The organism is Streptomyces sp. S063, assembly GCF_002832675.1.
In the GTDB taxonomy this organism is placed as follows: domain Bacteria; phylum Actinomycetota; class Actinomycetes; order Streptomycetales; family Streptomycetaceae; genus Streptomyces; species Streptomyces sindenensis.
In genome coordinates, this window is the sequence record NZ_CP021707.1 from 1,994,092 (window position 1) to 2,020,116 (window position 26,025).

Below are 26,025 nucleotides of genomic sequence, written 5' to 3' on the forward strand. Positions count from 1 at the left end.
CAGCCACCCGGTTCTCGCTCGGCGGCCCGCACCCGGCACAGTCCTGGACACCGGGGTGCGCCCGGCCGTGAGCCCGGGCTCGTGGGCCTCCCTCGCGCTCCAGGTTTGACCCGGGCTTGAGGAAAACGGTTCGCCCGTGACGTACGGCGTACGCGAAACTGGGTCGGCTTCTGCCTGCCGCCGATTCCGAGAGACGCGCGTGCTCATAAAACTCCTGCGGGCCCATCTGGGCCCGTACAAGAAACCCATCGTGCTGCTGGTCCTCCTCCAGCTGCTCCAGACCTGCGCCACCCTGTATCTGCCCAGTCTGAACGCCGACATCATTGACAACGGTGTCGTCACGGGCGACACCGGCTACATCCTGGAGTTCGGCGGTCTCATGATCGCCGTCAGTGTCCTCCAGGTGCTCTGCAATGTGGGGGCCGTCTTCTACGGGGCGCGTACCGCCTCCGCCCTCGGGCGGGATGTGCGGGCCGCCGTCTTCGACCGGGTGCAGTCCTTCTCGGCCCGGGAGCTGGGGCGCTTCGGGGCGCCCTCGCTGATCACCCGGACCACCAACGACGTCCAGCAGGTCCAGATGCTGGTGCTGCTGGCGTTCACACTGATGGTGTCGGCCCCGATCATGTGCGTCGGCGGGATCATCATGGCGCTCGGCCTGGATGTGCCGCTCTCCGCCGTGCTGCTGGCGGTCGTGCCGGTGCTCGGGGTCTCCGTCGGCCTCATCGTGCGGAGGATGGGACCGCTGTTCCGCACCATGCAGGAGCGGCTGGACGGCGTGAACCGGGTGCTGCGCGAGCAGATCACCGGCAACCGGGTGATCCGGGCGTTCGTCCGGGACGGGTACGAGGAGAAGCGCTTCCGGGGCGCGAACACCGAGCTGACCGATGTGTCGGTGGCGACCGGGCGGCTGATGGCGCTGATGTTCCCGACCGTGATGACGGTGGTGAACCTGTCGTCGATCGCGGTGGTGTGGTTCGGCGCGCACCGCATCGACAGCGGCGGGATGCAGATCGGTGCGCTGACCGCGTTCCTCGCCTATCTGATGCAGATCGTGATGGCCGTGATGATGGCCACCTTCATGTTCATGATGGTGCCGCGCGCCGAGGTGTGTGCCGAGCGCATCGAGGAGGTCCTCGGGACCGAATCGAGTGTCGTGCCGCCCGTCGCGCCCGTCACCGAGCTGCGGCGGCACGGGCATCTGGAGGTGCGGGGCGCGGAGTTCCGGTATCCGGGGGCGGAGGAGCCGGTGCTGCGGAACGTCGATCTGGTGGCCCGGCCCGGCGAGACCACCGCGGTCATCGGGTCGACCGGCAGCGGGAAGTCCACGCTGCTCGGGCTCGTACCCCGGCTGTTCGATGTGACGGACGGCGAGGTGCTGGTCGACGGCGAGGACGTACGGACGCTGGATCCGGCGCTGCTGGCGAGAACGGTGTCCCTGGTGCCGCAGAAGCCGTACCTCTTCTCGGGGACGGTGGCGACGAACCTGCGGTACGGGAATCCGGACGCCACCGACGAAGAGCTGTGGCACGCGTTGGAGGTGGCGCAGGCCAAGGAGTTCGTGGCCGCGCTGGAGCACGGGCTCGACGCGCCGATCGCCCAGGGCGGCACCAATGTGTCCGGCGGGCAGCGGCAGCGGCTCGCCATCGCGCGGACGCTGGTGCAGCGCCCGGAGATCTATCTCTTCGACGACTCGTTCTCGGCGCTGGACTACGCGACCGACGCCGCGCTGCGGGCGGCCCTGGGCCGGGAGACGGCCGGGGCGACCGTGGTGATCGTGGCGCAGCGGGTGGCCACCATCCGTGACGCGGACCGGATCCTGGTGCTGGACGAGGGCCGGCTCGTGGGCACCGGAACCCATCACGAGCTGATGGACGGCAATGAAACGTACCGGGAGATCGTGCTCTCCCAGCTGACGGAAGCGGAGGCCGCGTAATGGCCGGTCCGGGTGGACGGATGATGGCCGGGGGCGCGCCCACCGACCGGTCGATGGATTTCAAGGGGTCGAGCAAGCGGCTGCTGAAGCGGTTCGGCCGGGAGAAGGCCTCGCTGTGGCTGATGCTGGGCGCGGTGGCGGTGAGCGTCGCGCTGTCGGTGGCCGGGCCGAAGATCCTGGGGAAGGCGACCGACCTGGTCTTCGCCGGTGTCGTCGGGCGGGAGATGGCCGCGGGCACGACGAAGGCCCAGGCGATCGAGGCGCTGCGGGAGGAGGGCCGGGGGTCGATGGCCGACATGCTGTCGGGCGTGGACTTCACCCCCGGTGAGGGCATCGACTTCGGCGCGGTGGGGAACGTCCTGCTGGTGGCTCTGGTGATCTACGTCGGAGCCGGGCTGCTGATGCTGGTGGCGACGCGGGTGTCGATCCGGATCATCAACCGGATCGTGTTCCAGCTGCGCGAGGACCTCCAGACGAAGCTGGCGCGGCTGCCGCTGTCGTACTTCGACCGGGCCAAGCGCGGTGAGGTGCTGAGCCGGGCGACGAACGACATCGACAACATCTCGCAGACCCTCCAGCAGACGATGGGCCAGCTCATCAACTCGCTGCTGACGATCGTCGGCGTGCTGGTCATGATGTTCTGGATCTCGCCGCTGCTGGCGCTGGTCGCGCTGGTGACGGTCCCGTTGTCGGTGGTCGTGGCGACGCAGGTCGGCAAGCGGTCGCAGCCGCAGTTCGTGCGGCAGTGGCAGGTGACGGGGAGGCTCAACGCCCACATCGAGGAGATGTACACCGGGCACACCCTGGTGAAGGTCTTCGGCCGGCAGGAGGAGTCCGCGCGGGACTTCGCCGAGCAGAACGACGCGCTGTACGAGGCGGGGTTCAAGGCCCAGTTCGCCAGCGGGCTCATGCAGCCGCTGATGTTCTTCATCTCGAACATCAACTATGTGCTGGTCGCGGTGGTCGGCGGGCTCCGGGTCGCCTCGGGCGCGCTGTCGATCGGTGACGTGCAGGCGTTCATCCAGTACTCGCGGCAGTTCTCGATGCCGCTGACGCAGGTCGCCTCGATGGCCAACCTGGTGCAGTCCGGCATCGCTTCGGCGGAGCGGGTCTTCGAGCTGCTGGACGCCGAGGAGCAGGACGCGGATCCGGAGCACGGAGCGCGCCCGGAGCGGTTGGAGGGCCGGGTCTCGCTGGAGAAGGTGGCCTTCCGCTACGAGCCGGAGAAGCCGCTGATCGAGGATCTGTCGCTGAGCGTGGAGCCGGGGCAGACCGTGGCGATCGTCGGTCCGACCGGTGCCGGCAAGACGACGCTGGTCAACCTGCTGATGCGGTTCTACGAGGTGACCGGCGGGCGGATCGCGCTCGACGGGGTCGACGTGGCGGAGATGTCCCGGGACGATCTGCGGTCCTCGATCGGGATGGTGCTTCAGGACACCTGGCTGTTCGGCGGGACGATCGCGGAGAACATCGCGTACGGCGCTTCGCGCGAGGTCGCCCGGGAGGAGATCGAGGAGGCGGCCCGGGCGGCGCACGCGGACCGGTTCATCCGGACGTTGCCCGACGGGTACGACTCGGTGATCGACGACGAGGGGACCGGGGTCAGCGCGGGCGAGAAGCAGCTGATCACCATCGCGCGGGCGTTCCTGTCCGACCCGGTGATCCTGGTCCTCGACGAGGCGACCAGCTCGGTGGACACCCGGACCGAGGTGCTGATCCAGAAGGCGATGGCGCGCCTCGCCCACGGGCGTACGTCGTTCGTGATCGCGCACCGGCTCTCCACGATCCGGGACGCGGACGTGATCCTGGTGATGGAGAACGGGTCGATCGTCGAACAGGGCGCGCACGAGGAGCTGTTGGCGGCCGGTGGGGCCTATGCCCGGCTGTACGCCGCCCAGTTCGCCCAGGCGCTGGCCGAGGTGGACTGATTCCGCTCGCGTGGATCAGTCGAGGTAGCCGCGGAGTTGGTCGGCGAAGGCGTGGTCCCGCAGCCTGCTGAGGGTCTTGGACTCGATCTGGCGGATACGTTCGCGTGTCACGCCGAAGATGCGTCCTATCTCCTCCAGGGTGCGGGGCCGCCCGTCGTCCAGGCCGTAGCGCAGTTGCACGACCTTGCGTTCGCGCTCGCCGAGGGTGGAGAGCACCGCCTCCAGGTGCTGGCGCAGCAGCAGGAAGGCGGCGGACTCGACGGGTGAGGCGGCGTCGCCGTCCTCGATGAGGTCGCCGAAGGAGACGTCGTCCTCCTCGCCGACGGGGGCGTGCAGGGAGACCGGTTCCTGGGCCAGGCGGAGGACCTCGGTGACCCGCTCGGGCGTCAGGTCCAGTTCGACGGCGATGTCCTCGGCGGTCGGCTCGACGCCGCGCTCCTGGAGGAGGCGGCGCTGGACGCGGACCACGCGGTTGATCAGCTCCACGACGTGGACGGGGACGCGGATGGTGCGGGCCTGGTCGGCGAGGGCGCGGGACATGGCCTGGCGGATCCACCAGGTGGCGTACGTGGAGAACTTGTAGCCCCGGGCGTAGTCGAACTTCTCCACGGCCCGGATCAGGCCGAGGTTCCCCTCCTGGACGAGGTCGAGCATGGTCAGCCCGCGGCCCACGTACCGCTTGGCGACGGAGACGACGAGGCGGAGGTTGGCCTCGATGAGGCGGCGTTTGGCGGTGCGGCCCATCACCACCAGCCGGTCCAGGTCCACGGCGAGGCGGGAGTCGAGGTCCGGGGTGCCGGCGAGGCGTTCCTCCGCGAAGAGTCCGGCCTCCACGCGGCGGGCGAGCTCGACCTCCTCGGCGGCGGTGAGCAGCGGGATGCGGCCGATCTCGCGCAGATACTGCCGGAACAGGTCGGAGGTGGGGCCGCCGGAGTCCGCCCGGTTCCTGGGGTCCGGCGGTTCGGGGAGGTGCGTCGCTTCCACCATGACTGCCTCGGGTGCGTGTCCGGGCGGGCCGGCTGCGGTCTCCGGATGGCGCAGGGCCCTGTTCTGCGCGGGGATGGCCGCCATGGGCGCGGTCGTGGTCGTCACGGTCCGGGTCTGCACGGGGGCGACCTCCAGGTGATCGCTGCCGGATGACGGGGCGGAGGCCTGTCCGGGCCCGGGTGTTCCCCTGCGGACCGGCGTGCTCCGATGACTCAGACATTCCCCAGTGTGGGGTACGACATACGGCTGTCACGAGGGGTGTGCGGGGACTTTCTGATTCCGGTCCGTCACCGGGCGGTTACCGGCCCGGCGGGGAGCGGGGGCCTCAGAGCGCGGCGGCGCCGTGGGCGCGGAGAGTCTGGGCGTACTGCTGGAGCACCCAGACCTCGTTCTGCGCGGCGGCCAGGTCCTGGGGGGCGACGTGGTTGCCGAGGCGGGCGAGGCTGCTCTGTACGTCGGCGATGCGGCGGTCGACCGCGCGCAGCCGGACGTGGACGAGGTGCATGCCGGCGTAGGTCTCGTCGATGGTGCGGCCGTGGAAGACCTCGACGGCCAGTTCGGTGACGAGGTTGCGGACGGTGTTGTCGGGGGCGGCGTCCAGGACCGCGCCCAGATATGCCCGGTCGTCGGCGATGCCCTGCTCGGCGCCGCCCGCCTCCTCGATGCAGCGGCGCACGGCGGCGTAGGGCGGGGCGGTGAACTCGTCCACGCCGTACGCGTCGAAGGCCGGGGAGACCAGGGCGGGCTTCTGGAGGGCGAGCTTGAGCAGTTCGCGCTCGGTGCGGTGGGCGGGGCTGCGGAGATTCAGCGCGGGGCCGGAGAAGGCGGGAGCGGGTGCGGTGTGCTGCGGGGCGCCGCCGCGCGGGCCGCGGCCCTGGGGGCCGCCACGGCCGCCGCGGTCGCCCTGGTCGCCGCCCTTGTCGCGGGCCCAGCGGGCGAGCTGGGCGACGCGGTGGACGACGAACTCCTGGTCGAGGATGCCGACGAGACCGGCGAGCTGGACGGCGACCTCCCGCTGCACGCTGCTCGTCTTGATCTTGGCGACGACGGCGGCGGCCTCGTCCAGGGCGGCGGCGCGGCCGGCCGGGGTCTCCAGGTCGTAGCGGCCGACGATCTGGCGCAGGGCGAACTCGAAGAGCGGGGTGCGCGGCTCGACCAGGTCGCGCACGGCGTCATCGCCCTTGACGAGCCGCAGGTCGCAGGGGTCCATGCCGTCCGGGGCGATGGCGATGTAGGTCTCGGCGGCGAACTTCTGGTCGTCCTCGAAGGCGCGCAGGGCGGCCTTCTGGCCTGCCGAGTCGCCGTCGAAGGTGAAGATCACGCGGGCGCTGCCGTTGTCCATGAGGAGGCGGCGCAGGATCTTGATGTGGTCGTTGCCGAAGGCGGTGCCGCAGGTGGCGATGGCGGTGGTGACCCCGGCGAGGTGGCAGGCCATGACGTCGGTGTAGCCCTCGACGACGACGGCGCGGCTGGCCTTGGCGATGTCCTTCTTGGCCAGGTCGATGCCGTACAGCACCTGGGACTTCTTGTAGACCGGGGTCTCGGGGGTGTTCAGGTACTTCGGGCCGTTGTCGTCGTCGCGGAGCTTGCGGGCGCCGAAGCCGACGATGTCGCCCGCGGTGTCGCTGATCGGCCACATGAGCCGGCCGCGGAAGCGGTCGATGGGGCCGCGCCGGCCGTCCTGGGAGAGGCCGGAGGTGATCAGCTCCTTGTCGCTGAAGCCCTTGCCGCGGAGATAGCGGGTGAGGTGGTCCCAGCCTGCCGGGCTGTAGCCGACCCGGAAGTGGGCGGCGGCCTCCTGGTCGAAGCCACGCTCGGCGAGGAACTTCCGGCCGATCTCGGCCTCGGGGCTCTCCAGCGCGCGGACGTAGAACTCGGCGGCGGCCTGGTGGGCCTCGATCAGCCGGATGCGTTCGCCGCGCTGGTGGGAGGGGTTGTAGCCGCCCTCCTCGTACCGCAGGGTGATGCCCGCCTTGGCGGCGAGGCGCTCGACCGTCTCCGAGAAGGAGAGGTGGTCGATCTTCATCACGAAGGCGATCGTGTCGCCGCCCTCCTGGCAGCCGAAGCAGTGGAACAGGCCCTTGGAGGGGCTGACCTGGAAGGAGGGGGACTTCTCGTCGTGGAAAGGACAGAGGCCTTTGAGATTCCCGCCGCCCGCGTTGCGCAGCTGGAGGTACTCGGACACGACGGCGTCGATCGGGACCGCGTCCCGTACCGCCTTCACGTCGTCGTCATTGATCCTGCCTGCCACGCATGAAGTCTACGGGTGGCCTCGGACAGCCGGGGCCCCGGCGGGCGGGCGGCGGGGGCGCGGGCGGTGAGGCCCGCACCCCGGCCGTGCGTCTCAGAGCAGGGAGTCCAGCGGGACCGACGGGTCGGCGAGGGCCTCCGGGTCGTGCTGCTGACGGGCCCGGATGAGCTCCTGGATCGTCTCGGTGACATCCCACACGTTGACGTTCATCCCGGCGAGGACCCGGCGGTCCTTGAGCCAGAACGCGATGAACTCCCGCTTTCCGGCGTCGCCCCGGATGATCACCTCGTCGTAGGAACCGGGCGGGGCCCAGCCGGAGTATTCGAGGCCCAGGTCGTACTGGTCGGAGAAGAAGTACGGGATCCGGTCGTACGTCACGTCCTGGCCGAGCATGGCGCGGGCGGCGGCCGGTCCGCCGTTCAGGGCGTTGGCCCAGTGCTCGACGCGCAGCCGGGTGCCGAGCAGCGGGTGGGCGGCCGCGGCGACGTCCCCGGCGGCGTAGATGTGGGGGTCGGAGGTGCGCAGCGAGGCGTCCACCGCGATGCCGCCGCCGTGGGCGCGCTCGGCCGTCTCCAGGCCCGCGGCCTCGGCGAGGGCGGAGCGCGGGGCGGCGCCGATCGCGGCGAGGACGTCGTGGGCGGGGTGCTCCTCGCCGTCGTCGGTGCGGGCGGTCAGCACCATGCCGTCCTGGCCGGTGATCTCGGTGAGGCGGGCGCCGAAGTGGAAGCGGACGCCGTGCGAGCTGTGCAGTTCGGTGAAGATCTGGCCCAGCTCGGGGCCGATGACCTGGTGCAGCGGGGTGGGCTCGGGCTCGACGACGGTCACCTCGGCGCCGTAGCCGCGGGCGGCGGCGGCGACCTCCAGGCCGATCCAGCCGGCTCCGGCGATGACCAGGTGGCCGTTGTCGCGGCCGAGGGCGGCGAGCACGTTGCGCAGCCGGTCGGCGTGGGCGAGGCGGCGCAGGTGATGGACGCCCGCCAGGTCGGTGCCGGGGATGTCGAGGCGGCGCGGTTCGGAGCCGGTGGCCAGCAGCAGCTTGTCGTAGTGGATGACGGTGTTGTCGCCGAGCTGCACGGTCTTCGCGTACCGGTCGAGCGCGGTGACGGGCTGGCCGAGGTGGAGCTCGATGTCGGCGCCCGCGTACCAGGGGCGTTCATGGGTGAAGACGCTGTCCCGGTCGGCCTTGCCTTCCAGGTATCCCTTGGAGAGCGGCGGGCGTTCGTAGGGGTGGTCGCGCTCGTCGCCGACGAGGATCACCCGGCCGGTGAACCCTTCGGCGCGCAGCGTCTCGGCCGCCTTCGCCCCTGCGAGTCCCGCTCCGACGATGACGAACGTCTGGTGTGCGTCGACCACGTGATGCCTCCTCAGTGCTGTGCTGCGCGGCGCCTCCACAGCTGCGAGCGTCCCGCACGCAGCGTGATGGCGAAAGAGGGTGTGCCCCGGACAGGTCACACCCGGTGGTCAGGTGTCCGGCCCCTCCCAGTCTGCCGGTCAGCCGCGACGGGCGGTGAGTGCGGCGTGCAGGGATCGTGCGGAGGCGTCGGTGAGGGCGGCGATCTGGTCGATCAGGACCCGCTTGCGGGCGTGGTCGTCGGGGGCCTGGTCGAACAGGGCGCGGAAGTGCGGCTCCAGGCCCTCGGGGGCGCGGGCGGTGAGGGCGGCGGCCAGCTCGGCGATGACGATGCGCTGGTCGGCGCGGAGGGTCTCCTGTTCGGCGCGCTGCATTACGTAACGGTCGGCGACCGCCTTGAGGACGGCGCACTCGTTGCGGACGGTGCGCGGGACGACCAGCTCGGCGCCGTACCTGCCGAGGCGGCCGGGGCCGTACACCGCGCGGGTGGCGGTCTCGGCCTCGGTGCAGAAGCGGCCGATGAGCTGGCTGGTGGCGTCCTTCAGGCGGGCCTGGGCCACGGCGGAGCCGTCGTAGCCGTGCGGCCACCAGTCCTGGTCGATCAGCCGGTCCAGGGCTTCGGCCAGCTCCTGCGGATCGGTGTCGGCGGGGACGTAGCGGCCGATGGCGACCGCCCAGATCTCGTCGCGCTCCGGTTCGGCGTAGAGGCAGTTGGGGTCGATGTGCCCGGCGTGCAGCCCGTCCTCGAAGTCGTGCACGCTGTACGCGACGTCGTCGGACCAGTCCATGACCTGGGCCTCGAAGCAGGTGCGGTCCTCGGGGGCGCCCTCGCGGGCCCAGGCGAAGACCGGGAGGTCGTCGGCGTACACCCCGAACTTCGCCGAGTGCGGGTCGGTGGGGTGCGCGCCGCGCGGCCAGGGGTACTTGGTGGCGGCGTCCAGCGCGGCCCGGGTGAGGTTGAGGCCGACGCTGACCAGGTCGCCGGTGCGCGGGTCGCGGACGAAGCGCTTGGGTTCCAGGCGGGTGAGCAGGCGCAGGGACTGGGCGTTGCCCTCGAAGCCGCCGCAGTCGGAGGCGAAGTCGTCGATCGCCTGTTCGCCGTTGTGGCCGAACGGCGGGTGGCCCAGGTCGTGGGCCAGGCACGCCGTCTCGACCAGGTCGGGGTCACAGCCGAGGACGGCCCCCAGCTCGCGGCCGACCTGGGCGCACTCCAGGGAGTGGGTGAGCCGGGTGCGGGGGCTGGCGTCCCACTGGTGGGAGCGGGTGCCGGGGGTGACGACCTGGGTCTTCCCGGCGAGTCGGCGCAGGGCGGCGGAGTGCAGGACCCGGGCGCGGTCGCGCTGGAAGGCGGTGCGGCCGGGCCGCTTGTCCTCCTCGGTGTCGAAGCGCTCGGTGTCGGCGGGCCCGTAGGGGCTGGTCTCCGTCGTCCTCTGTGCGCCCTGTGTGCCGAGTGCCGGTTCTGTCCCGTGTGCGCCCTGTGTGCCGTCCATGGTCCCGACAGTAGCGACCGGGACGGACAACGGGCGTGAGCGGGCGGGGATGTCAGGCGGAAGCGAGCAAGCTCACGACGTCGGCGGGTGCTACGGCTGTCCGTGCCTGGTCGTAGCGGTGCAGGACGAGGCGGGCCATCGCCGGGTGGGCGCCGAGCGGGGCGGCGGCGCGGTGCGGTACGGCGTCGGCGCAGGCGCTCGCGAAGCGGCCGGGGGCGGTGAAGTACGAGGCGACGAAGGCCCGGTGGCGTCCTCGGGCGGCGAGCGCGCGCAGGGCGGCCGGCACGGTGGGCGTGTTGGCGGAGGCGTACGCGGGGACGACGGGCACGCCGAGCCGTTCGGCGAGCAGGCGGGCGGTGCGCCGGGTGTCCTGGGCGGAGTCGGGGTCGCGGGACCCGGCGCCGGCGAGGACGACGGCGGCACGGCGGCCGCCGTGGTCGGCAGCGTCCCAGCCGGCCTCCACGAGCCGCCCGTACAGCGCCTCGACGAGCAGCGGGTGCGGGCCGAGGGGCGCGGCGATCCGGGTCCGTACGCCGGGGGCGGCGGCGGTCGCGGTCGGCAGGTCGTGCTTGACGTGGTGGCCGCGCCCTAGGAGCAGCGGTACGAGGACGGCTTCGGCCCCGCGCAGGCCGTCCAGGGTGTCCGGGAGCAGCGGCGCGTTCAGCTCGATGTGGCCGAGCCGGACGTCGAGGCCGGGGCGCAGGTCGCGGACCCGGTCCAGGAGGGCGAGCACGGTGCGCAGGGCCTGCGGGTCGCGGCTGCCGTGCGCCACGGCGACCAGGGCCGGGGCGGACGCGCCGTTGTCCGCCGCGGGGCGGTCGGGATGTCGGGTGCGGTGCATGGGTCTGCGGGTTCCGTTCCGGGAGACGAGGCTGAGCTGTACGCCGAGGGGGCCGGTGACGCGGGCGGGAAGGTGCGCGGTGTTGTCGGTCGGCGGGGGTGGCTGCTGGGGTTGTTCCGGGGCCGGCTCGGTCATGGACCGATGGTGCCGGGCGGAGGTTGCCGGGCCGTTGCGTGAGGGTCACCGGTGTTTTCCGCCGCCTCACGGTGGGGGCGGGGGCGGTGTGCGGGGCCCGGGGCGGACGGTGCGCGGGCGGGGTCGGGCGCGGGTGTCGGGCGCCACAAGCCGGGCGGCGGGCGAACCTTTGCGGTGTCCCGGTCGTCAGGTGGGGTGGGGGCGCGGTTACGCGTACGGCGCGGCCGACGTTCGGACGACGCGGGGACGAGTGGGGGTTGCGGTGCGTGGGAAGAGCGGGGAAAGAGGAATGCGGCTCGGGGGGCCGAAGGACCCGCGACTGCCGGAGGGGCTCGTTCCGCGGCTCCGGGAGCGGCTTGCCGGGCTGCCGGCGCCGGGACGGCCCCGGTTCCGGAAGCCGGTCGGCCGGCTGCGGCTGGTGCGTACCCGGCGGGGGCAACGGCGGCTGGTGCAGGGGCTGATGATCGCCTGTGTGCTGGCGCTCGTGCCCGCGACCTGGATGCGTCTGGAGGCCGGTGACCGGGTGGGCACGACGGCCGAGGCTCCGGTGCGGGAGGTCGCCGTGGTGTTCGGGGCCGGGCTGTGGAACGGCCGCCCGACCCCGTATCTCGCGCACCGGCTGGACGCGGCGGCCGAGCTGTACCGCACCGGGAAGGTCAAGGTCGTCCTCGTGACCGGGGACAACAGCCGGGTGGAGTACGACGAGCCGGACGCGATGCGCACGTATCTCACCGGGCGCGGGGTGCCCGACGAGCGGATCGTGAGCGACTACGCCGGATTCGACTCCTGGGACTCCTGCGTCCGGGCCAAGAAGATCTTCGGGGTCGACCGGGCGGTGCTGGTGAGCCAGGGCTTCCACATCCACCGGGCGGTCACGCTGTGCCGGTCCGCCGGGATCGACGCGTACGGCGTCGGGGTCGACGAACCACGGGACTCCGTCTGGTACTACGGCGGCGTCCGGGAGCTGGCCGCATCCGGCAAGGCGGCGCTGGATGCCCTGTTCCGGCCCGACCCGCGCTTCCTGGGGCCCGAGGAGCCGGGTGTGGCGGAGGCGCTGACGGCCGGGGCGCGCTGACGGGCCCGCCCGGAACGCGGTGCCGGCCGTGCTCCGGGCGGGTGATCCTGCGGGCCGATACACCTAGGAGCCGCCCGGTGTGCGTCCGGTGATCCACCGCCCCCCGGGGATGAGGACGCCGCCGGTCCGCAGCGAGCGGGTCACGGCGGTGGCGGCGAGGTAGACCCAGGCCCGGACGGGGTTCCCGTCGTCGGGGCCCGTCGGCTCGACCTCGCGGACGACACGTTCGTACAGGTTGCGCGGGTGGCCGGGGCCGAGGAACTCCTCCAGGTGGTCCAGCAGCCCGAGCAGTTCCCCGTACACCCCGGGCGCGGCGAGGAGCAGGGTGCCGTGGACGCGGCCGTGGCCCTCGATGGCGTACGGGTAGCCAGGGCCGTCGTAGAGCAGGGCCCGGGGCAGCACGGCCGGGCGCTCCCCCGTCGTACGGCCCCGGAGGAACAGGTCGTGGTTGGGTTCGCCCGGCAGGAGCGTCCCGTACACGAAGAAGGGCAGTTCGGCGTCGGCGGGGCCGCCGCGCGGGGCGGAAGGGGTCACGACCGCCGCCGTCACAGGGCTGCCGGGGGCGCCGTCTCCGCCGTCACCCAGCCGAGGTAGCGGGCGCTGCCCCGGACCACCGGCAGGGCGATGATCTCCGGCGTGTCGTAGTCGTGCTCCCGCTGGATGTGCTCCTCCAGCTCGTCGTAGCGCTCCGCCGTGGTCTTGAAGAGCACCTGCCACTCCTCTGTCGACTCGATGGCGTTCTGCCACCGGTAGACGGAGGTGACGGGGGCCGAGATCTGCGCGCAGGCCGCCAGCCTGGCCTCCACCGCCGACTGGGCCAGGGCGTGGGCCTTGGCCTCGCTGTCGGTCGTGGTCAGAACGGTCAGCCATGCCGGCGGCGCTGTCATCGTCGTTCTCCTCGGGATGCGGAATGCGGACTGCGGCGGGCGCTCTGCCCGTGGGCCTTCGATGTGATTGTCGGCCCCCCGGGCGTCAGGCGCCGTACGGACGGGCGTTTCTGGCGTCGCGCAGGGCGCTGCCCCACCACACCACCTGGTCCAGCAGGACCTTCGCGGCCGCGTCGGCGGGGCCCGGGTCCCGGTGGCGCCCTTCGTCGTCGAAGAGGGCGCCGGCGTTGTGGAAGGACACGGTGTCGCGGACCGTGACGGTGTGCAGCTCGGCGAAGACCTGCCGGAGCTGTTCGACGGCGCGCAGCCCGCCGGAGATGCCGCCGTACGACACGAAGGCGACGGGCTTGGCCTGCCATTCGGCGCTGTGCCAGTCGATGAGGGTCTTCAGCGGTGCGGGGAACGAGTGGTTGTACTCGGGGTGAGGACGACGAAGGCGTCGGCCGCCGCGAGCCGTTCGGAGACCGCCGCGAGACGCCCCGCCTCCTCCGGTCCGGGGCTGAAGGTGATCCGGGTGGGGAGGTCGGCCTCGGCGACGTCGATCAGGTCGGTCTCGATGCCGGGGTGGGCGGCCGCGCGGGCCAGGAACCAGTCGGCGATGACGGGGCCGAACCGGCCGTCGCGGTTGCTGCCGAGGATGACGGCGACCCTGAGAGGGGCGGTGGGCCGCGTGGATGCGGTGGGCTGCGTGGATGCGGCTGTGGTGTCCATGGGGTCGACCTTTCAGCCTCAACCATGGTTGAGGTCAAGCCCCGCCCGTACGGGCCCGCGCGCCGCATACGGTGGCCGCATGACGACGCAGCCGCCCGCGCCCCACATCGAGTTCGACGGCCGTCCGGCCACCGAGGAGACCCTGCGGATCCCCGCCCTGTACGGCTTCGGCCACTTCACCGCACTCCAGGTGCGGGACGGCCGGACGCGGGGCCTGGGTCTGCACCTCGCGCGGCTGGACGCCGCGAACCGGGAGCTGTTCGGTCTGCCGGTGGACGGCGACCGGGTGCGGGAGCTGATCCGGCACGCCCTGGAAGGGGCGGGGCGGCGGGACGCCTCGGTGCGGGTGAACGCCTATCTGCCGCCCGGGGCGACGTGCACGACGCTGATGGTGACGGTCCGGGAGCCCGCCGTCATGCCGTGCGGGGCACGGAGCCTGATGTCGGTGCCGTACGCGCGCACCGCTCCGCACATCAAGCGGCCCGGTGAGTTCGGGCAGACGTACTACGGGGTGCTGGCGGAGCGGGCGGGGTTCGACGACGCGCTGCTGACCGCGCCGGGCGGCGTGGTGACCGAGGGGGCGGTCACCAACATCGGTTTCCGGGACGGGGCCTCGGTGGTGTGGCCCGACGCCCCGGCGCTGACCGGCGTCACGATGGCGCTGCTGGAACAGGGCCTGGAGCGGGCCGGACGCCCCTCGGACCGCCGTCCGGTGACGCTGGACGGGCCGGGCGGGGTGGGCCGTTTCTCCGCCGCCTTCGTCTGCAACTCGCAGGGCATCGCACCGGTACGGCGGATCGACGACACCGTGTTCGCGGTGGACGAGGAGCTGATGAAGGACCTGGGCGCGGTGTACGACAGCGCTCCGCAGGACACCGTGTGAGGCCCCGTAGGACCCGCCCGGGCGGGGGCCGGGCCGTCGGGCGTCCTGCCGTGCCGGACCATGGGGGCATGCGGATCCATATCGAGGCCTCGCCCCTTCCCGGCCGCGCCTGCGGCCCGGACAGCGACTTTCCCGGCTACGAGAACATCCATGTCGGCGTCCAGCGCAAGGACCGGCCGGGCGAGCTGCTCGGCCTGCACCCCGGGGACGCCCCCTCCGCGTCGTGGACGCTCGACTGCGAGGCGACCGTGACGGAGGACGGGGTCGCGGTGTCGGGACCGTACGTCCAGAACCGGCTGGGCGGGCGGTTCGTCTATCTGTCGTGGGGCACGGTGGACGAGGCCGGGCTCTTCACCATGTTCCGGCGCGCGAAGCTGATGTTCAGCGACATCGATCCGGAGGTGCTCGCCGCCGCCGCCCGCTCCGGACACCTCACGGGGCGGCTCGGGCTCACCGACGCCAAGGGACAGCCGCTGTGCGCCCGGGTGCGTCCGCCGCAGATCGTCTGGAGCGCCACGGGAGGGACGTGACCTGCGGCCGACGGGCGGCCGGAGGCGGATCCGACACCGCCCCCACCGGTCCAGGGGGGAGTGGACCGGTGGGGGCGGATGCCGTGGGGGGCGGGGGTCCGTCCCGTGGGGGGGTGTATTGCGTGTGCCCGGCGGCCGCGCGACCACACGTGTGACCTGCATCACATTTCACAGGGGCGCCTCACCCGATCGGCACCCGGCACGACAGCACGGACCGAACGGCGCAGCCGCACCGCCGCGACCTGCGGTGATCCATTCCGGCAAGGGTGCCGCGCCGGTCCGTACGGGTGAAAGCTGACCCCACGTCAGGAGGCGTGGCGGGCCGCTCCCCCGTTGGCTCGGGGCAGGACACACCCGCTCGCGCCGTCTGCCCGGAGGATCCCCATGCGCAGTCCTGCCCGCCTCGTGACCGGCACCTTCGGTGCCGCGTTCACCGTCATCGCGTTCGGTCTCACCGCCGCCGCTCCGTCCGCGTACGCGGGTGACTTCGGCCGTCTGGAGATCACCCCGGCGACCGCTCCCCCCGGCGCCACCATCACCGTGAACACCACCGCCTGCGGCAAGAAGGGCTCGGGCATCGGCGACGCGAACGAGCTGGACGCCGGGGACTTCGAGATGCGCCCCGGCACCCACAAGGGCCTCCTGGTCGGCCAGTTCACCGTGCCGCACGACACCCGGCCGGGTGTCTACGAGATCGTCGTCTCCTGCGACAACGGCAAGGACGCGGCCGGCGACCTCAAGGTGATCGGCGGCGGCAAGCACGAGAAGCCCATCCACGACCGCCCGTCCGGCCATGTGCGGACCGGGGTCGGCGGCAGCGTCGAGCCGAACTCCACGCAGGTCGCCCTCGGCGTCGGCGTGATCGGCCTGGCCGCCGTCGGCGGCCTGTGGCTGCTGCGCCGCCGCTCCGAGGGCGCCGAAGGAAGCTGATCCGTGGGCGCCGCGGGAATGCCCTTCCGTGGGCGCCATAGGAAGCCGAACCGCCGCTTCCCCTCTGACCGGGCGGGGCGCGTCCCCGAGCGCGTCCCGCCCGCCCCGGACCACCGACCGAGGACGACGCCGTGTCACCGAGCGCGCAGAAGGCCAAGGGCTGGCTGGTGGGAATCGCCGTACTGTGCGGCATCTGGCTCATCCAGAACGGGCCCGGCGGCCAGCTCATCCCGCCGCAGCCCTCCAGCGCCCAGGCCTTCGCCGCCGGGCCCCAGCTCCAGCCCGGCTCCCCGGTCGCCGAGCCGCTGAACCCCTCCGACCCGGTCCGCATCCGCATCCCGGTCATCGAGGTGGACGCGCCGATGACGCCGCTGGGGCTGGCCGCCGACGGCAGCCTCGACGTACCGCCGGACGAGGACCGCAACCTCGCGGGCTGGTACGAGGACGGCGTCCCGCCCGGCGCGAAGGGCACCGCGATCGTCGCGGGGCACGTGGACAACGCCCAGGGCCCGTCCGTCTTCTACGCCCTGGGCGCCCTGACCAAGGGGACCCGGGTCGAGGTGGACCGCAGGGACGGGCGCACGGCCGTGTTCTCGATCGACGCCATCGAGGTCTACGACAACGACGACTTCCCCGACCAGCGCGTCTACGGCGACGCGCCGCACGCCGCGCTCCGGCTGATCACCTGCGGCGGCGGTTTCTCGAAGGAGACCGGCTACCAGGGCAACGTGGTGGCGTACGCGCACCTCACAGACGTGCGCTGACCGGCCGGCCCGACAACGCTAAGCGTTCCACTGGTCGAAGCCGAGCTTGGCGACCAGCGAGAACACCACCGTCAGCAGCACCGCCCGGACGAAGCCGCTCCCCCGGCTCAGCGCCATCCTCGCCCCGATCATCCCGCCCGCCAGGTTGAAGACCGCCATCACGGCGGCGAGCTGCCACAGCACCGTGCCCTGGTACGCGAACATCGCCAGCGCCCCCGCGTTGGTGCACACGTTGACGATCTTCGCGGTGGCCGACGCGGTCACCAGGTCGAGATGGAGCACGGCCGTCAGGCCCAGCACCAGGAAGGTCCCGGTGCCCGGTCCGAACAGGCCGTCGTAGAAGCCGATCCCGCCGCCGACCAGCACGATCGCCATGATGATCCGGGCCCGGGCGACCGGCCGGCCGGTGCCGTCGCCCTCCGCCGCCGAGCCGAAGGACGGGCGCAGCATCACGAAGGCCGCGACCCCCAGCAGCACGACCATGATCACCGGGCGGAGGACCTCGCTGCTGATCCCGGCGGCGAAGAACGCCCCCGTCATCGACCCGGCGAGCGCCATCAGCCCGATCCGCACCGCCAGCCCCACCCGTACCGGGGTTTTGCGCAGGAAGGTCACCGCCGCACCCGAGGTGCCGACGATCGCGACGGCCTTGTTGGTACCGAGGACCTGCGCCGCCGGTACGTGCGGCAGGCCCAGCAGCAGCGCGGGCAGGAGCAGCAGTCCGCCTCCGCCGACCACCGCGTCGATCCAGCCCGCGGCGGCCGCGGCGAGGCAGAGGAGGATCAAGGTCGTCAGGGTTATGTCAGGCACGAGCAGACATTAGACGCCTGTCGCGCCTGCCTCCTCACCCGGTCCCTCACAGGGCCCCTGCCCGGTCGCTGAGCGCAAGGTTCCGCCCGGGAAACAGACGGGATGCGGCCGGGTAACACCTCCCGCCCAGGCTCGGGGCATGAGGACAACCGACGGAGGCCACTGAGATGCCGGAGCCCACCTTCGAGCCGCGCACCACCGCCGCCGCCTCGAACGCCACCCCGAACGACCCGGCGCACCCCGCCGTCCCGACGATCGTGGTCGTCGGCCACGGCATGGTCGGCCAGCGGTTCCTGGAGGCCCTGGCCGAGCGCGGGCTGACCCCGGCGGCCGGCGGCGCCCGGGTCGTCGTGCTCTGCGAGGAGCCCCGGCCCGCCTACGACCGGGTGCGGCTCACCTCGTACTTCGCCGGCCAGAGCCCCGAGGACCTCTCTCTGGTGGAGCCGGACTTCATGGCCCGGCACGGCATCGAGCTGCACGTCGGCGACCCGGCGACGTCCGTGGACCGGGCGGGGCGGACGGTGACCGCGCGGTCCGGGGCGGTGTTCCCGTACGACACGCTGGTGCTGGCAACGGGCTCGTACCCCTTCGTGCCGCCGGTGCCGGGGAAGGACGCCCGGGGCTGCTTCGTCTACCGGACGATCGAGGACCTGCTCGCGATCGAGGAGTACGCGAAGGGCGCGGCGACCGGTGCGGTGGTCGGCGGGGGGCTGCTGGGCCTGGAGGCGGCCGGGGCGCTGAAGGGGCTCGGGCTGGCCACCCATGTCGTGGAGTTCGCGCCCCGGCTGATGCCGGTCCAGGTGGACGAGGGCGGGGCGCGGCCCTGCTGCGGACGATCCAGGACATGGGTCTGACCGTGCACACGGGGGTCGGTACGCAGGAGGTGACCGCGGGCGATGACGGGGCGGTGACCGGGATGGCCCTCTCCGACGGGTCCTCGCTCGCGGTCGATCTGGTGGTCTTCTCGGCGGGCGTACGGCCCCGGGACCAGCTGGCCCGGGAGTGCGGCCTGACGGTCGGGGAGCGTGGCGGGATCGTCGTGGACGAGGAGTGCCGGACGTCGGACCCGGCGGTGTTCGCGATCGGCGAGTGCGCGCTGACCGCCGACGGCCGGGTGTACGGGCTGGTCGCGCCGGGCTACGACATGGCCCGCACGGCGGCCGAGGTGATCGCGGGCGGGCGGTCCGCGTTCACGGGGGCGGATCTGTCGACGAAGCTGAAGCTGCTCGGGGTGGACGTGGCCTCGTTCGGCGACGCGCACGGGGCGGCCGAGGGCTCGCTCGACGTCGTGTACTCCGACGCCCGCGCCGGGGTCTACAAGAAGCTGGTGATGGGCCCGGACGGGACCCTGCTGGGCGGGGTGCTGGTCGGGGACGCCGAGAGTTACGGCACGCTGCGGCCGCTGACGGGCACGGTTCTGCCCGTCGCCCCCGAGCAGTTGGTGCTGCCGGCCGGATCGGGCGGTGGCCCCGTGGCGCTCGGCCCGGGCGCGCTGCCCGACGAGGCGGTGATCTGCTCCTGCCACAACGTGACCAAGGGCGCGATCTGCGAGCACACCACCCTGCCCGAGGTGAAGAAGTGCACCAAGGCCGGCACGGGCTGCGGCAGTTGCCTCAAGGTGATCGGGCAGCTGATGCCGCCGCCGGAGGACTCGGGGCTGTGCGGCTGCTTCCCGTACAGCCGCAGCGAGCTGTACGAGATCGTCCGCACCCTGGAGGTCACCTCGTTCGCCGAACTGCTCGACTCGCACGGCCGGGAGGAGGCGCGGGGCGGCGACGGCTGCGAGGTCTGCAAGCCGACGGTCGGCTCGGTCATCGCCTCGCTGGCGCCCACGGTCGGCGCGAGCGGCTATGTGCTGGACGGCGAGCAGGCGGCGCTCCAGGACACCAACGACCACTTCCTCGCCAACCTCCAGCGCAACGGGTCGTATTCGATCGTGCCGCGCATCCCGGGCGGCGAGATCACCCCGGAGAAGCTCATCGTCATCGGTGAGGTGGCCCGCGACTTCGGCCTCTACACGAAGATCACCGGTGGCCAGCGCATCGACCTCTTCGGCGCCCGGGTCGACCAGCTCCCGCTGATCTGGACCCGCCTGGTGGACGCGGGCTTCGAGTCCGGGCACGCGTACGGGAAGTCGCTGCGGACGGTGAAGTCCTGTGTGGGGCAGACCTGGTGCCGCTACGGCGTGCAGGACTCGGTGAAGATGGCGATCGACCTGGAGCTGCGCTACCGGGGGCTGCGCTCCCCGCACAAGCTGAAGTCGGCGGTCTCCGGCTGCGCCCGCGAGTGCGCGGAGGCCCGGGGCAAGGACTTCGGGATCATCGCCACCGCCCAGGGCTGGAATCTGTACGTCGGAGGCAACGGCGGGGCCACCCCGCGCCACGCGGACCTGCTGGCCCAGGACCTCTCGGACACCGAACTGGTGCGGCTCATCGATCGGTTCCTGATGTTCTACATCCGTACCGCCGACCGTCTTGAGCGCACCTCCGCCTGGCTGGAGCGGATCGACGGCGGCCTGGACCACGTCCGGACGTGGTCGTCCACGATTCGCTGGGGCTCTGCGAGGAGCTGGAGCGGCTGATGGCCGACCATGTCGCGGGCTACCGCGACGAGTGGGCCGAGACCATCAACGACCCGGATCGGCTGCGCCGGTTCGTCACCTTCGTCAACGCCCCCGACGCCCCCGACCCCTCGGTGAGGTTCATTCCGGAGAGGGACCAGATCAAGCCGGATCTGGACCTGCTGGCCGGACCCGTCCTCGCCGTCCGCACCCTCGAAGGGACCGCATCCTGATGGCAACGGCGACGATCACGACAGCGCGGGGCACCGGATCCGTCCGGCTCGCCCACGGCGAGGACTGGCTGACGGTCTGCGAACGGGGGCTGCTGATCCCCGGCCGGGGGTGGCGGTGCTGCTGCCGGACGGGGACCAGGCGGCCGTCTTCATGGACCGGGCGGGCCAGGTGTACGCGATCGGCAACCGGGACCCGTTCACCGGGGCGTACGTTCTCTCGCGCGGGCTGCTCGGCTCGGCGGGCGGGCGGCCGTTCGTGGCCTCGCCGCTGCTGAAGCAGCGCTTCGACCTGGCGACGGGGGCATGCCTGGACGACGACGAGGTGTCGGTGCCGGTGTTCGCCGTACGGGCGGACTGACAGCCGGTCCGCGGGCGGAGCGGGGGCCTGCGCAGTTCCTCCGCCGCCCGTTCACCTTCGCGTGACGCCCCGTCAACTGCCGCCTCCTACAGTCCTGACGCGCGACCCGCCGGCCCGCCCGGGCGGCGGGCCACACTCATGCGTGGAGTGATCGTGGAACGTCGGAACTTCTTGCGCACCGCGGTGATCGGCGGCTCGGCGGCTGCCTTCGGCGGCACCCTGTGGCGGGGCGCCGCCTTCGCCGACCCGGCCCAGCCGGCCCCCGGCCCGTACGGCGCGCTCCAGGCGGCCAACGGGGACGGCATCCAGCTGCCGAGCGGCTTCACCAGCCGTGTGATCGCCCGATCCGGGCAGACCGTGCCCGGCACCTCCTACCGCTGGCACCGCGCGCCCGACGGCGGCGCGACGTACGCCGACGGCTCGGGCTGGATCTATGTCTCCAACGCCGAGGTGTCCCCGAGCAGCGGGGGCGGGGCGAGCGCGGTGCGGTTCAACTCATCGGGGACGGTGACGGCCGCGTACCGCATCCTGGGCAACACGAACAACAACTGCGCGGGCGGCGCCACCCCGTGGAAGACCTGGCTGTCCTGCGAGGAGGTCACCCGGGGGTACGTCTACGAGACCGACCCGTGGGGCGTGAACGCGGCGGTACGGCGTCCGGCGATGGGCCGCTTCAAGCACGAGGCGGCGGCCGCGGACCCGGACCACGGCTACATCTATCTGACCGAGGACGAGAGCGACGGCCGCTTCTACCGCTTCCGGCCCACGACGTGGGGGAATCTGTCGAGCGGCACGTTGCAGGTGCTGGTGGCGGGCACGGGCACCTCCGGCCCGGTGAGCTGGGCGAACGTACCGGACCCGGCCGCCTCCTCCACCCAGACGCGGCACCAGGTGTCCGGGGCGAAGGTGTTCAACGGCGGCGAGGGCTGCTTCTACGCGGCGGGCACCTGCTGGTTCACCACCAAGGGCGACAACCGGGTGTGGGCGTACGACGCGACCACCTCGTCGATCTCGCTCGCCTACGACGACTCCCTGGTGACGGGCGGCTCCGCGCCGCTGACCGGGGTGGACAACGTCACCCGGTCCGGTTCCGGCGACCTCTACATCGCGGAGGACGGCGGAAACATGGAGATCTGCCTGATCACGCCGGACGACACGGTGGCCCCGTTCCTGCGGATCACCGGGCAGTCCGGTTCGGAGATCACCGGCCCCGCGTTCTCGCCGGACGGCAGCCGGCTCTACTTCTCCTCGCAGCGCGGGACGAGCGGCAGCTCCTCCGGCGGCATCACCTACGAGGTCAAGGGGCCGTTCCGCAGCTGACGCGGAAGGGGGCAAGGGCGGGGGCGGACCCGGACGCCCGCGTGCGCCGGGGCTCCCCCGTGCCCCCGGCGCACGCCCTTGCGAGTCAGGCCGCTCAGCCTTCGCCCTGGGCAGCGGCCTCGTCCATCCAGATGACCTCCCAGATGTGGTGGTCGGGGTCCTGGAACGAGCGGCCGTACATGAAGCCCATGTCCTGCGTCTCGCCCGCCGGGGACCCGCCGGAGGCCAGCGCCGCGTCGACGATCTCGTCGACCTTCGCGCGGCTGTCGGCGCTCAGGGCGAGGATGACCTCGGTCGCCGTCGAGGCGTCGACCACGTCCTTCTTGGTGAACTCCTTGAAGCGCTCCTCCGTCATCAGCATCGCGAAGATCGTGTCGCTGATCACCAGGCACGCCGTCTTGTCGTCGGTGAACGCCGGGTTGGTCGTGAAGCCGAGCTTCCCGAAGAAGCCCACCGTCGTCTCCAGGTGCTTCACCGGCAGGTTCACGAAGATCATCTGAGCCATGGTCGTTCCCTCTTCTTCCGTCCCGTGGCGCCCGCGGTGCTCCGTCCGGCGCTTTCGATGGGTAGACGGCGGGGCCGAGCAGAACTCATCGCCGTTCGGCGGACGAATCCTTCCGGGGCGGCGAGGGGGCGGCGAGGGGGCGGCGAGGGTCCCTAGTGGAGGGTCAGCGGGGCGCCTCCGCGCAGCAGGGAGCCGCCGAGCGGGGTCAGCGTGTGGAGGACCGAGCTGCCGTGGCGCAGCGTCAGGACCAGGCCCGCCTCGCGCAGCACGGAGGCGTGCTGGCTCGCGGAGGCCAGCGACACCCCGGCCCTGCGGGCGAGTTCACTGGTGGTGCAGCCCGTCCCTATGGAGGAGAGGACGGCCGAGCGGGTGTGCCCGACGAGCCGGCCGAGCCAGGGCCCCGGCTCGGCGAAGACCGGGGCGCCGGGGTTGGTCACCGGATAGACGAGGACCGGCGGGAGCGACGGGTCCCGGTAGACGACGGGCGTGCCCCGGCAGAAGAAGGACGGCTGGAGCCGCAGTCCGCGCCCGTCCAGATGCAGATCGCGGTCGACCGGGTAGTCCGCCTCCAGTACGGGTGAGCGCCACCGGATCGTCGGCGGCAGGGTGGCCAGCAGCTCGTCCGTGCCCCCGTCCAGCAGGGCCCTGCCGCGCACAGCCCGGTCCGCCTCGACGCTGGCCCTGATGTGCGGCCAGTAGGGCTCGACGGCCGCCTGGTGGTAGCTGCGGAGTGCTCCGATGAGCCGGGTGAGCGGTTCGGCGCGGCCCTCCATGAGCGCGACGGGCAGCGTCGCGCCCGCCTTTCCCGCTCCGCCGGCCCGCTGACCGACCGGCCGGTCTGTCCGCTGCCGCGTCCGGTCGGCGGCCAGCAGCTCCAGTTCCGCGTGGACCCGGTCGGCGGGAGTGTCGCGCAGGGCCTCCATTCCGACGTCGAGCCCGAAGGGTTCGGCGCCTTCCTGAGAGGGCGTCAGAAAATCCGGGAAATACCCGCGGGGCGGAACGACCGCCGCCAGCAGCTGCGCCTCACCATTCAGCCGCGCCCGGGATTCCGTACGCCATTTCCCGAACACCGTCGAGGCGCGCCGGTCCCTGAGCCGGTGGAAACTCAGAATGGTTTCCCACAAAGCATCCGGTCTCGTGGCCATCCGCACCCGCGAAAGGTCGAGCCTGGACATATGGATCCGTAGCACTGCTCCCCCACCTGTTGCATCCGCAATTGCCCCCACCGAAGGGTATGCGGACCGTCACAGGAGGTCACCACGGGGTTTCGGCCAGAAGTGAAAGGTGTCGCCCCGTTCCGCTTCAGCGATAAGGCTGTACGACGTCGGGTACGCATCCGGTGCCCACCGGATGAGCACGTGAAGGCCGTGGGGGGCTTTGTGTGTTCGGCGGCGGTGGGCGACGGTGCGGCTCCGTGCCCGACGGGGGTAAGCCGGGTGCGGTCCATGGGTGGGGATCCATGGACCGCACCCCGGTCCGGCGCCCCCGGCCGTCACCCACATTTCTTTGCGTATTAAACAAAGCAATGTGCTCTGCGCCACATTATGTGCGCTGCATTCGATGCGCGCTCCTGACGGCTTGTCCGCATCGCCGGTCATTTCCGTGCACGCAAGGCGAAGCGGCGGCACCCCCGCACAGGGTGTATGGCCAGCGCCCTGACCTGGGGCGCGGGCCATTTTTCATGACCCGAGGGCACTACGAGGGCACATCTGCGAGAGCGGACTCCATCATGTCGGCCGTCCGGTCCTCCTCCGCCTCCCACAGGTGGGTATAGACGTTCAGCGTGATTGATGGCTTAGCGTGACCGAGCCTCATCTGAACCTGCTTCGGGGTCGCCCCGTTCTTGATGAGCACCGACGCATAGAAGTGCCTCAGGTCGTGCAGAGTCGCATCCTTGGGGACGCGTACCTTACTTCCGGACTTCTCCAAGTAGGCATTCGCACGCTTGACGTTAGTTGCCCAAACTTTGGACCAACTCCCGCGCCGAATAGGGCCGTTGGTCTCGCTGGTGTAGAGCAGCCGGGCATGGCGCCACACAGGCTTCCGGGGGTTCGTCCGGTCCTCGATGTAGACCAGCTGCGGCGGGAACTCCTCACGATGCCGCTTGAGCTCGTCCACGACAGAGGCTCCCTGGGGAACGGTCCGGCAGCTCTGCTTGGTCTTCGCTTCACCGAGGTACGGCACGCCCTTGTCGGGGCCGATCAGCTGTTGCTCGACGGCCACAGTCTCCGCCGGCTCCGAGTCTTCCAGCCCGAACAGCTCCCCTTGCCGGAGCCCTGTCGAAGCGGCCTGCCTCACCAAGGCCCGGTACCGCGGGGACGCCGTGACGATCAGGGCCTTCACTGCATCCGGGTGGAGAGGGTGGATCTCCGGATAGAAGACCTCAGGGGGCTTCAAGCCCTCCCACGGGTACTTCGGGATGATCCCTTCCTGGTGGGCCATCTTCAGGATGCTGGTGCACACGTTCCAGGGTGTGGCGAACGTCGACGGGGCGATGACCGCCGACCGATCCTTGATCCATGCCCGTCCGTCCGCGCGCTGGATACTGCCGATCCGTCGGCTCCCGAAGGTTGGCAGGACGTGCAGCCGGAGGGCCCGTTCGACGTTCGTCTCGGTCCGCTCCCGATGGACGGCCGTTCCCTGCCAGCGCTCGGCAATGGCCTTAAAGGTCTGCTTGCCGAGCTCCCGGTTAACGAACGTGCCGCCGTCGAGCTCGGCCTTGACCTTCGCGGCGCGCGAGTCTGCGGCCGTGCGCTTGTCGAAGTTCTCCTTGCACTGCTTGCCCGATAGGTCTCGGTAGCGGACCTGCCAGCGCTTGCCCTGGCCATGGTCGGCCCCTGGGTATACGTCGGCCGTCTTGGTGCTGTGCTCCTCGCACCGCTCAGCGTCCACCGGCGGACGGGACAGGTGCCAGCGGTCATACACCTTCGCCATTGCTGCCACCCTCCAACGTGTCCGACAGGCGCCAGGCCCGCCGGATCCAGTCGACAACCTGGTCCTCGGACAGTCCGGCATGACGAGCTGCCCCTACGCCCGCCATGAGGTGCCGGGACGCTTCGTTCTCCCCCTGCGCCTGCTCTGGCAGGTCCGGGTCGCTCCATTCAGCCTCTGGCGCCTCACTGCGGAAGATCCGCTGATCAGTCCCCGGGAGAGGCGCTTCACCTCGCACCCATGCCCTGACTCGGCCAGCGGGGTGGGCCTCGCTCGGCGTCACCTGGTAGGGACGGTCGTCGGCAAGGGGAACAAGCAGGTGGATCGGCGCAACATCGAGAACGCGGGCTAGAGCTAGAAGCTCGACCACGGAGACGTTCTGGCGGCGGCCCGTCTCCAATTTGGTCACGGTCTGCCGGTCCCACTCCAAGTCTTGGTCCTTCAGTCCGTCGGCAAGTTGCTGCGCAGTCATGTCCTTTCGTTTGCGCATCTCGCGGACGCGCCTGGCGATGACCGTGACTGGGGCTCGCTCTGAATGATCCATGAAAGAACAATAAGGGTCGCTTGCGTAACACGCCACCGTGCGGCACGATCAGATCCAACAGGTCCTTC

At 71.7% G+C, this 26,025-nt stretch carries 20 protein-coding genes and 3 pseudogenes; 10 read left to right on the forward strand and 13 right to left on the reverse strand.

Going from position 1 to position 26,025, the window contains the following annotated elements; translation table 11 throughout:
• The first annotated feature begins 199 nt into the window (after positions 1-199).
• Both CCZ36_RS09055 and CCZ36_RS09060 read left to right on the forward strand, forming a co-directional pair.
• Positions 200-1,933: an ABC transporter ATP-binding protein gene (locus CCZ36_RS09055; RefSeq protein ID WP_069736620.1), complete on the forward strand. Its 1,734-nt coding sequence runs from the start codon at positions 200-202 to the stop codon at positions 1,931-1,933.
• Entirely contained in the window at positions 1,933-3,861 is a 1,929-nt protein-coding gene (locus CCZ36_RS09060) for an ABC transporter ATP-binding protein (protein WP_069736619.1), read from the forward strand. Before CCZ36_RS09055 ends, CCZ36_RS09060 begins: the two co-directional genes overlap by 1 nt.
• Before the next feature lie 15 nt (positions 3,862-3,876).
• On the opposite strand, the gene CCZ36_RS09065 is transcribed toward CCZ36_RS09060, so the two are convergent.
• The 5 genes from CCZ36_RS09065 to CCZ36_RS09085 form a co-directional block, all read right to left on the reverse strand.
• Positions 3,877-4,968, reverse strand: coding sequence for an RNA polymerase sigma factor (locus CCZ36_RS09065; RefSeq protein WP_069736618.1), 1,092 nt, complete (start codon positions 4,966-4,968; stop codon positions 3,877-3,879).
• Between the two features lie 205 nt (positions 4,969-5,173).
• Entirely contained in the window at positions 5,174-7,099 is a 1,926-nt protein-coding gene (gene dnaG / locus CCZ36_RS09070) for a DNA primase (protein ID WP_069736617.1), read from the reverse strand.
• 93 nt (positions 7,100-7,192) lie between these two features.
• Complete coding sequence (locus tag CCZ36_RS09075; RefSeq protein WP_069736616.1) at positions 7,193-8,452, reverse strand: NAD(P)/FAD-dependent oxidoreductase; 1,260 nt, start codon at positions 8,450-8,452, stop codon at positions 7,193-7,195.
• A gap of 138 nt (positions 8,453-8,590) precedes the next feature.
• Positions 8,591-9,940: a deoxyguanosinetriphosphate triphosphohydrolase gene (locus CCZ36_RS09080; RefSeq protein WP_069736615.1), complete on the reverse strand. Its 1,350-nt coding sequence runs from the start codon at positions 9,938-9,940 to the stop codon at positions 8,591-8,593.
• 52 nt (positions 9,941-9,992) lie between these two features.
• Positions 9,993-10,916 (reverse strand): sirohydrochlorin chelatase, encoded by a 924-nt coding sequence (locus CCZ36_RS09085; protein WP_069742351.1) that lies wholly within the window; start codon positions 10,914-10,916, stop codon positions 9,993-9,995.
• Between the two features lie 289 nt (positions 10,917-11,205).
• Here CCZ36_RS09085 and CCZ36_RS09090 point away from each other — a divergent pair, with 289 nt between their 5' ends.
• Positions 11,206-11,991: a SanA/YdcF family protein gene (locus CCZ36_RS09090; protein WP_079134097.1), complete on the forward strand. Its 786-nt coding sequence runs from the start codon at positions 11,206-11,208 to the stop codon at positions 11,989-11,991.
• Between the two features lie 63 nt (positions 11,992-12,054).
• Here the strand turns inward: CCZ36_RS09090 and CCZ36_RS09095 are convergent, their stop codons facing one another.
• The 3 genes and pseudogenes from CCZ36_RS09095 to CCZ36_RS09105 all read right to left on the reverse strand — a co-directional run bounded on the left by CCZ36_RS09095 (position 12,055) and on the right by CCZ36_RS09105 (position 13,589).
• Complete coding sequence (locus tag CCZ36_RS09095; RefSeq protein WP_128817417.1) at positions 12,055-12,540, reverse strand: gamma-glutamylcyclotransferase family protein; 486 nt, start codon at positions 12,538-12,540, stop codon at positions 12,055-12,057.
• Complete coding sequence (gene cutA, locus CCZ36_RS09100) at positions 12,537-12,878, reverse strand: divalent-cation tolerance protein CutA (RefSeq protein ID WP_069736612.1); 342 nt, start codon at positions 12,876-12,878, stop codon at positions 12,537-12,539. The genes CCZ36_RS09095 and cutA overlap by 4 nt, the downstream gene beginning before the upstream one ends.
• Before the next feature lie 85 nt (positions 12,879-12,963).
• Positions 12,964-13,589, reverse strand: a pseudogene (locus tag CCZ36_RS09105) (NADPH-dependent FMN reductase).
• A 79-nt stretch (positions 13,590-13,668) separates the two neighbouring features.
• Between CCZ36_RS09105 and CCZ36_RS09110 the strand changes: the two are divergent.
• From CCZ36_RS09110 to CCZ36_RS09125, 4 genes are all read left to right on the forward strand, one after another.
• Complete coding sequence (locus CCZ36_RS09110; protein WP_069736610.1) at positions 13,669-14,472, forward strand: aminotransferase class IV family protein; 804 nt, start codon at positions 13,669-13,671, stop codon at positions 14,470-14,472.
• A gap of 68 nt (positions 14,473-14,540) precedes the next feature.
• Entirely contained in the window at positions 14,541-15,002 is a 462-nt protein-coding gene (locus CCZ36_RS09115; RefSeq protein ID WP_069736609.1) for a DUF5990 family protein, read from the forward strand.
• A 384-nt stretch (positions 15,003-15,386) separates the two neighbouring features.
• Positions 15,387-15,932 carry a hypothetical protein gene (locus tag CCZ36_RS09120; RefSeq protein ID WP_069736608.1) on the forward strand — a complete coding sequence of 182 codons (546 nt, stop codon included), beginning with the start codon at positions 15,387-15,389 and terminating at the stop codon, positions 15,930-15,932.
• A gap of 131 nt (positions 15,933-16,063) precedes the next feature.
• On the forward strand, positions 16,064-16,696 hold the full coding sequence (locus tag CCZ36_RS09125) for a class F sortase (protein ID WP_069742346.1): 633 nt from the start codon (positions 16,064-16,066) through the stop codon (positions 16,694-16,696).
• An 18-nt stretch (positions 16,697-16,714) separates the two neighbouring features.
• On the opposite strand, the gene CCZ36_RS09130 is transcribed toward CCZ36_RS09125, so the two are convergent.
• Positions 16,715-17,506 (reverse strand): sulfite exporter TauE/SafE family protein, encoded by a 792-nt coding sequence (locus tag CCZ36_RS09130; RefSeq protein ID WP_128817418.1) that lies wholly within the window; start codon positions 17,504-17,506, stop codon positions 16,715-16,717.
• Between the two features lie 167 nt (positions 17,507-17,673).
• Here CCZ36_RS09130 and nirB point away from each other — a divergent pair.
• From nirB to CCZ36_RS09145, 3 genes and pseudogenes are all read left to right on the forward strand, one after another.
• Positions 17,674-20,299: pseudogene (gene nirB / locus CCZ36_RS09135) on the forward strand (nitrite reductase large subunit NirB).
• A pseudogene (gene nirD / locus CCZ36_RS09140) lies at positions 20,299-20,657 on the forward strand (nitrite reductase small subunit NirD). Before nirB ends, nirD begins: the two co-directional pseudogenes overlap by 1 nt.
• Before the next feature lie 153 nt (positions 20,658-20,810).
• Positions 20,811-21,977: an alkaline phosphatase PhoX gene (locus CCZ36_RS09145; protein WP_069736603.1), complete on the forward strand. Its 1,167-nt coding sequence runs from the start codon at positions 20,811-20,813 to the stop codon at positions 21,975-21,977.
• Positions 21,978-22,071: 94 nt separating this feature from the next.
• Here CCZ36_RS09145 and CCZ36_RS09150 read toward each other — a convergent pair whose 3' ends face one another.
• From CCZ36_RS09150 to CCZ36_RS09165, 4 genes are all read right to left on the reverse strand, one after another.
• Entirely contained in the window at positions 22,072-22,482 is a 411-nt protein-coding gene (locus CCZ36_RS09150; protein ID WP_069742343.1) for a VOC family protein, read from the reverse strand.
• Positions 22,483-22,634: 152 nt separating this feature from the next.
• Positions 22,635-23,672: an ArsR/SmtB family transcription factor gene (locus tag CCZ36_RS09155; RefSeq protein WP_069736601.1), complete on the reverse strand. Its 1,038-nt coding sequence runs from the start codon at positions 23,670-23,672 to the stop codon at positions 22,635-22,637.
• A 505-nt stretch (positions 23,673-24,177) separates the two neighbouring features.
• On the reverse strand, positions 24,178-25,416 hold the full coding sequence (locus CCZ36_RS09160; RefSeq protein ID WP_128817419.1) for a tyrosine-type recombinase/integrase: 1,239 nt from the start codon (positions 25,414-25,416) through the stop codon (positions 24,178-24,180).
• A complete protein-coding gene (locus CCZ36_RS09165; protein WP_128817420.1) occupies positions 25,400-25,957 on the reverse strand; it encodes a helix-turn-helix transcriptional regulator in 558 nt (185 codons plus the stop codon). The genes CCZ36_RS09160 and CCZ36_RS09165 overlap by 17 nt, the downstream gene beginning before the upstream one ends.
• Between the last annotated feature and the right edge of the window lie 68 nt (positions 25,958-26,025).

What these genes read in the sequence shown, in the direction of transcription:
- CCZ36_RS09120 (WP_069736608.1), top strand. Translation starts at nt 15,387, where the DNA reads ATGCGCAGTCCTGCCCGCCTCGTGACCGGCACCTTCGGTGCCGCGTTC.
- CCZ36_RS09160 (WP_128817419.1), bottom strand. Translation starts at nt 25,416, where the DNA reads ATGGCGAAGGTGTATGACCGCTGGCACCTGTCCCGTCCGCCGGTGGAC.
- CCZ36_RS09080 (WP_069736615.1), bottom strand. Translation starts at nt 9,940, where the DNA reads ATGGACGGCACACAGGGCGCACACGGGACAGAACCGGCACTCGGCACA.
- CCZ36_RS09090 (WP_079134097.1), top strand. Translation starts at nt 11,206, where the DNA reads ATGCGGCTCGGGGGGCCGAAGGACCCGCGACTGCCGGAGGGGCTCGTT.
- CCZ36_RS09115 (WP_069736609.1), top strand. Translation starts at nt 14,541, where the DNA reads ATGCGGATCCATATCGAGGCCTCGCCCCTTCCCGGCCGCGCCTGCGGC.
- CCZ36_RS09110 (WP_069736610.1), top strand. Translation starts at nt 13,669, where the DNA reads ATGACGACGCAGCCGCCCGCGCCCCACATCGAGTTCGACGGCCGTCCG.
- CCZ36_RS09165 (WP_128817420.1), bottom strand. Translation starts at nt 25,957, where the DNA reads ATGGATCATTCAGAGCGAGCCCCAGTCACGGTCATCGCCAGGCGCGTC.
- CCZ36_RS09085 (WP_069742351.1), bottom strand. Translation starts at nt 10,916, where the DNA reads ATGACCGAGCCGGCCCCGGAACAACCCCAGCAGCCACCCCCGCCGACC.
- CCZ36_RS09150 (WP_069742343.1), bottom strand. Translation starts at nt 22,482, where the DNA reads ATGGCTCAGATGATCTTCGTGAACCTGCCGGTGAAGCACCTGGAGACG.
- cutA (WP_069736612.1), bottom strand. Translation starts at nt 12,878, where the DNA reads ATGACAGCGCCGCCGGCATGGCTGACCGTTCTGACCACGACCGACAGC.
- CCZ36_RS09060 (WP_069736619.1), top strand. Translation starts at nt 1,933, where the DNA reads ATGGCCGGTCCGGGTGGACGGATGATGGCCGGGGGCGCGCCCACCGAC.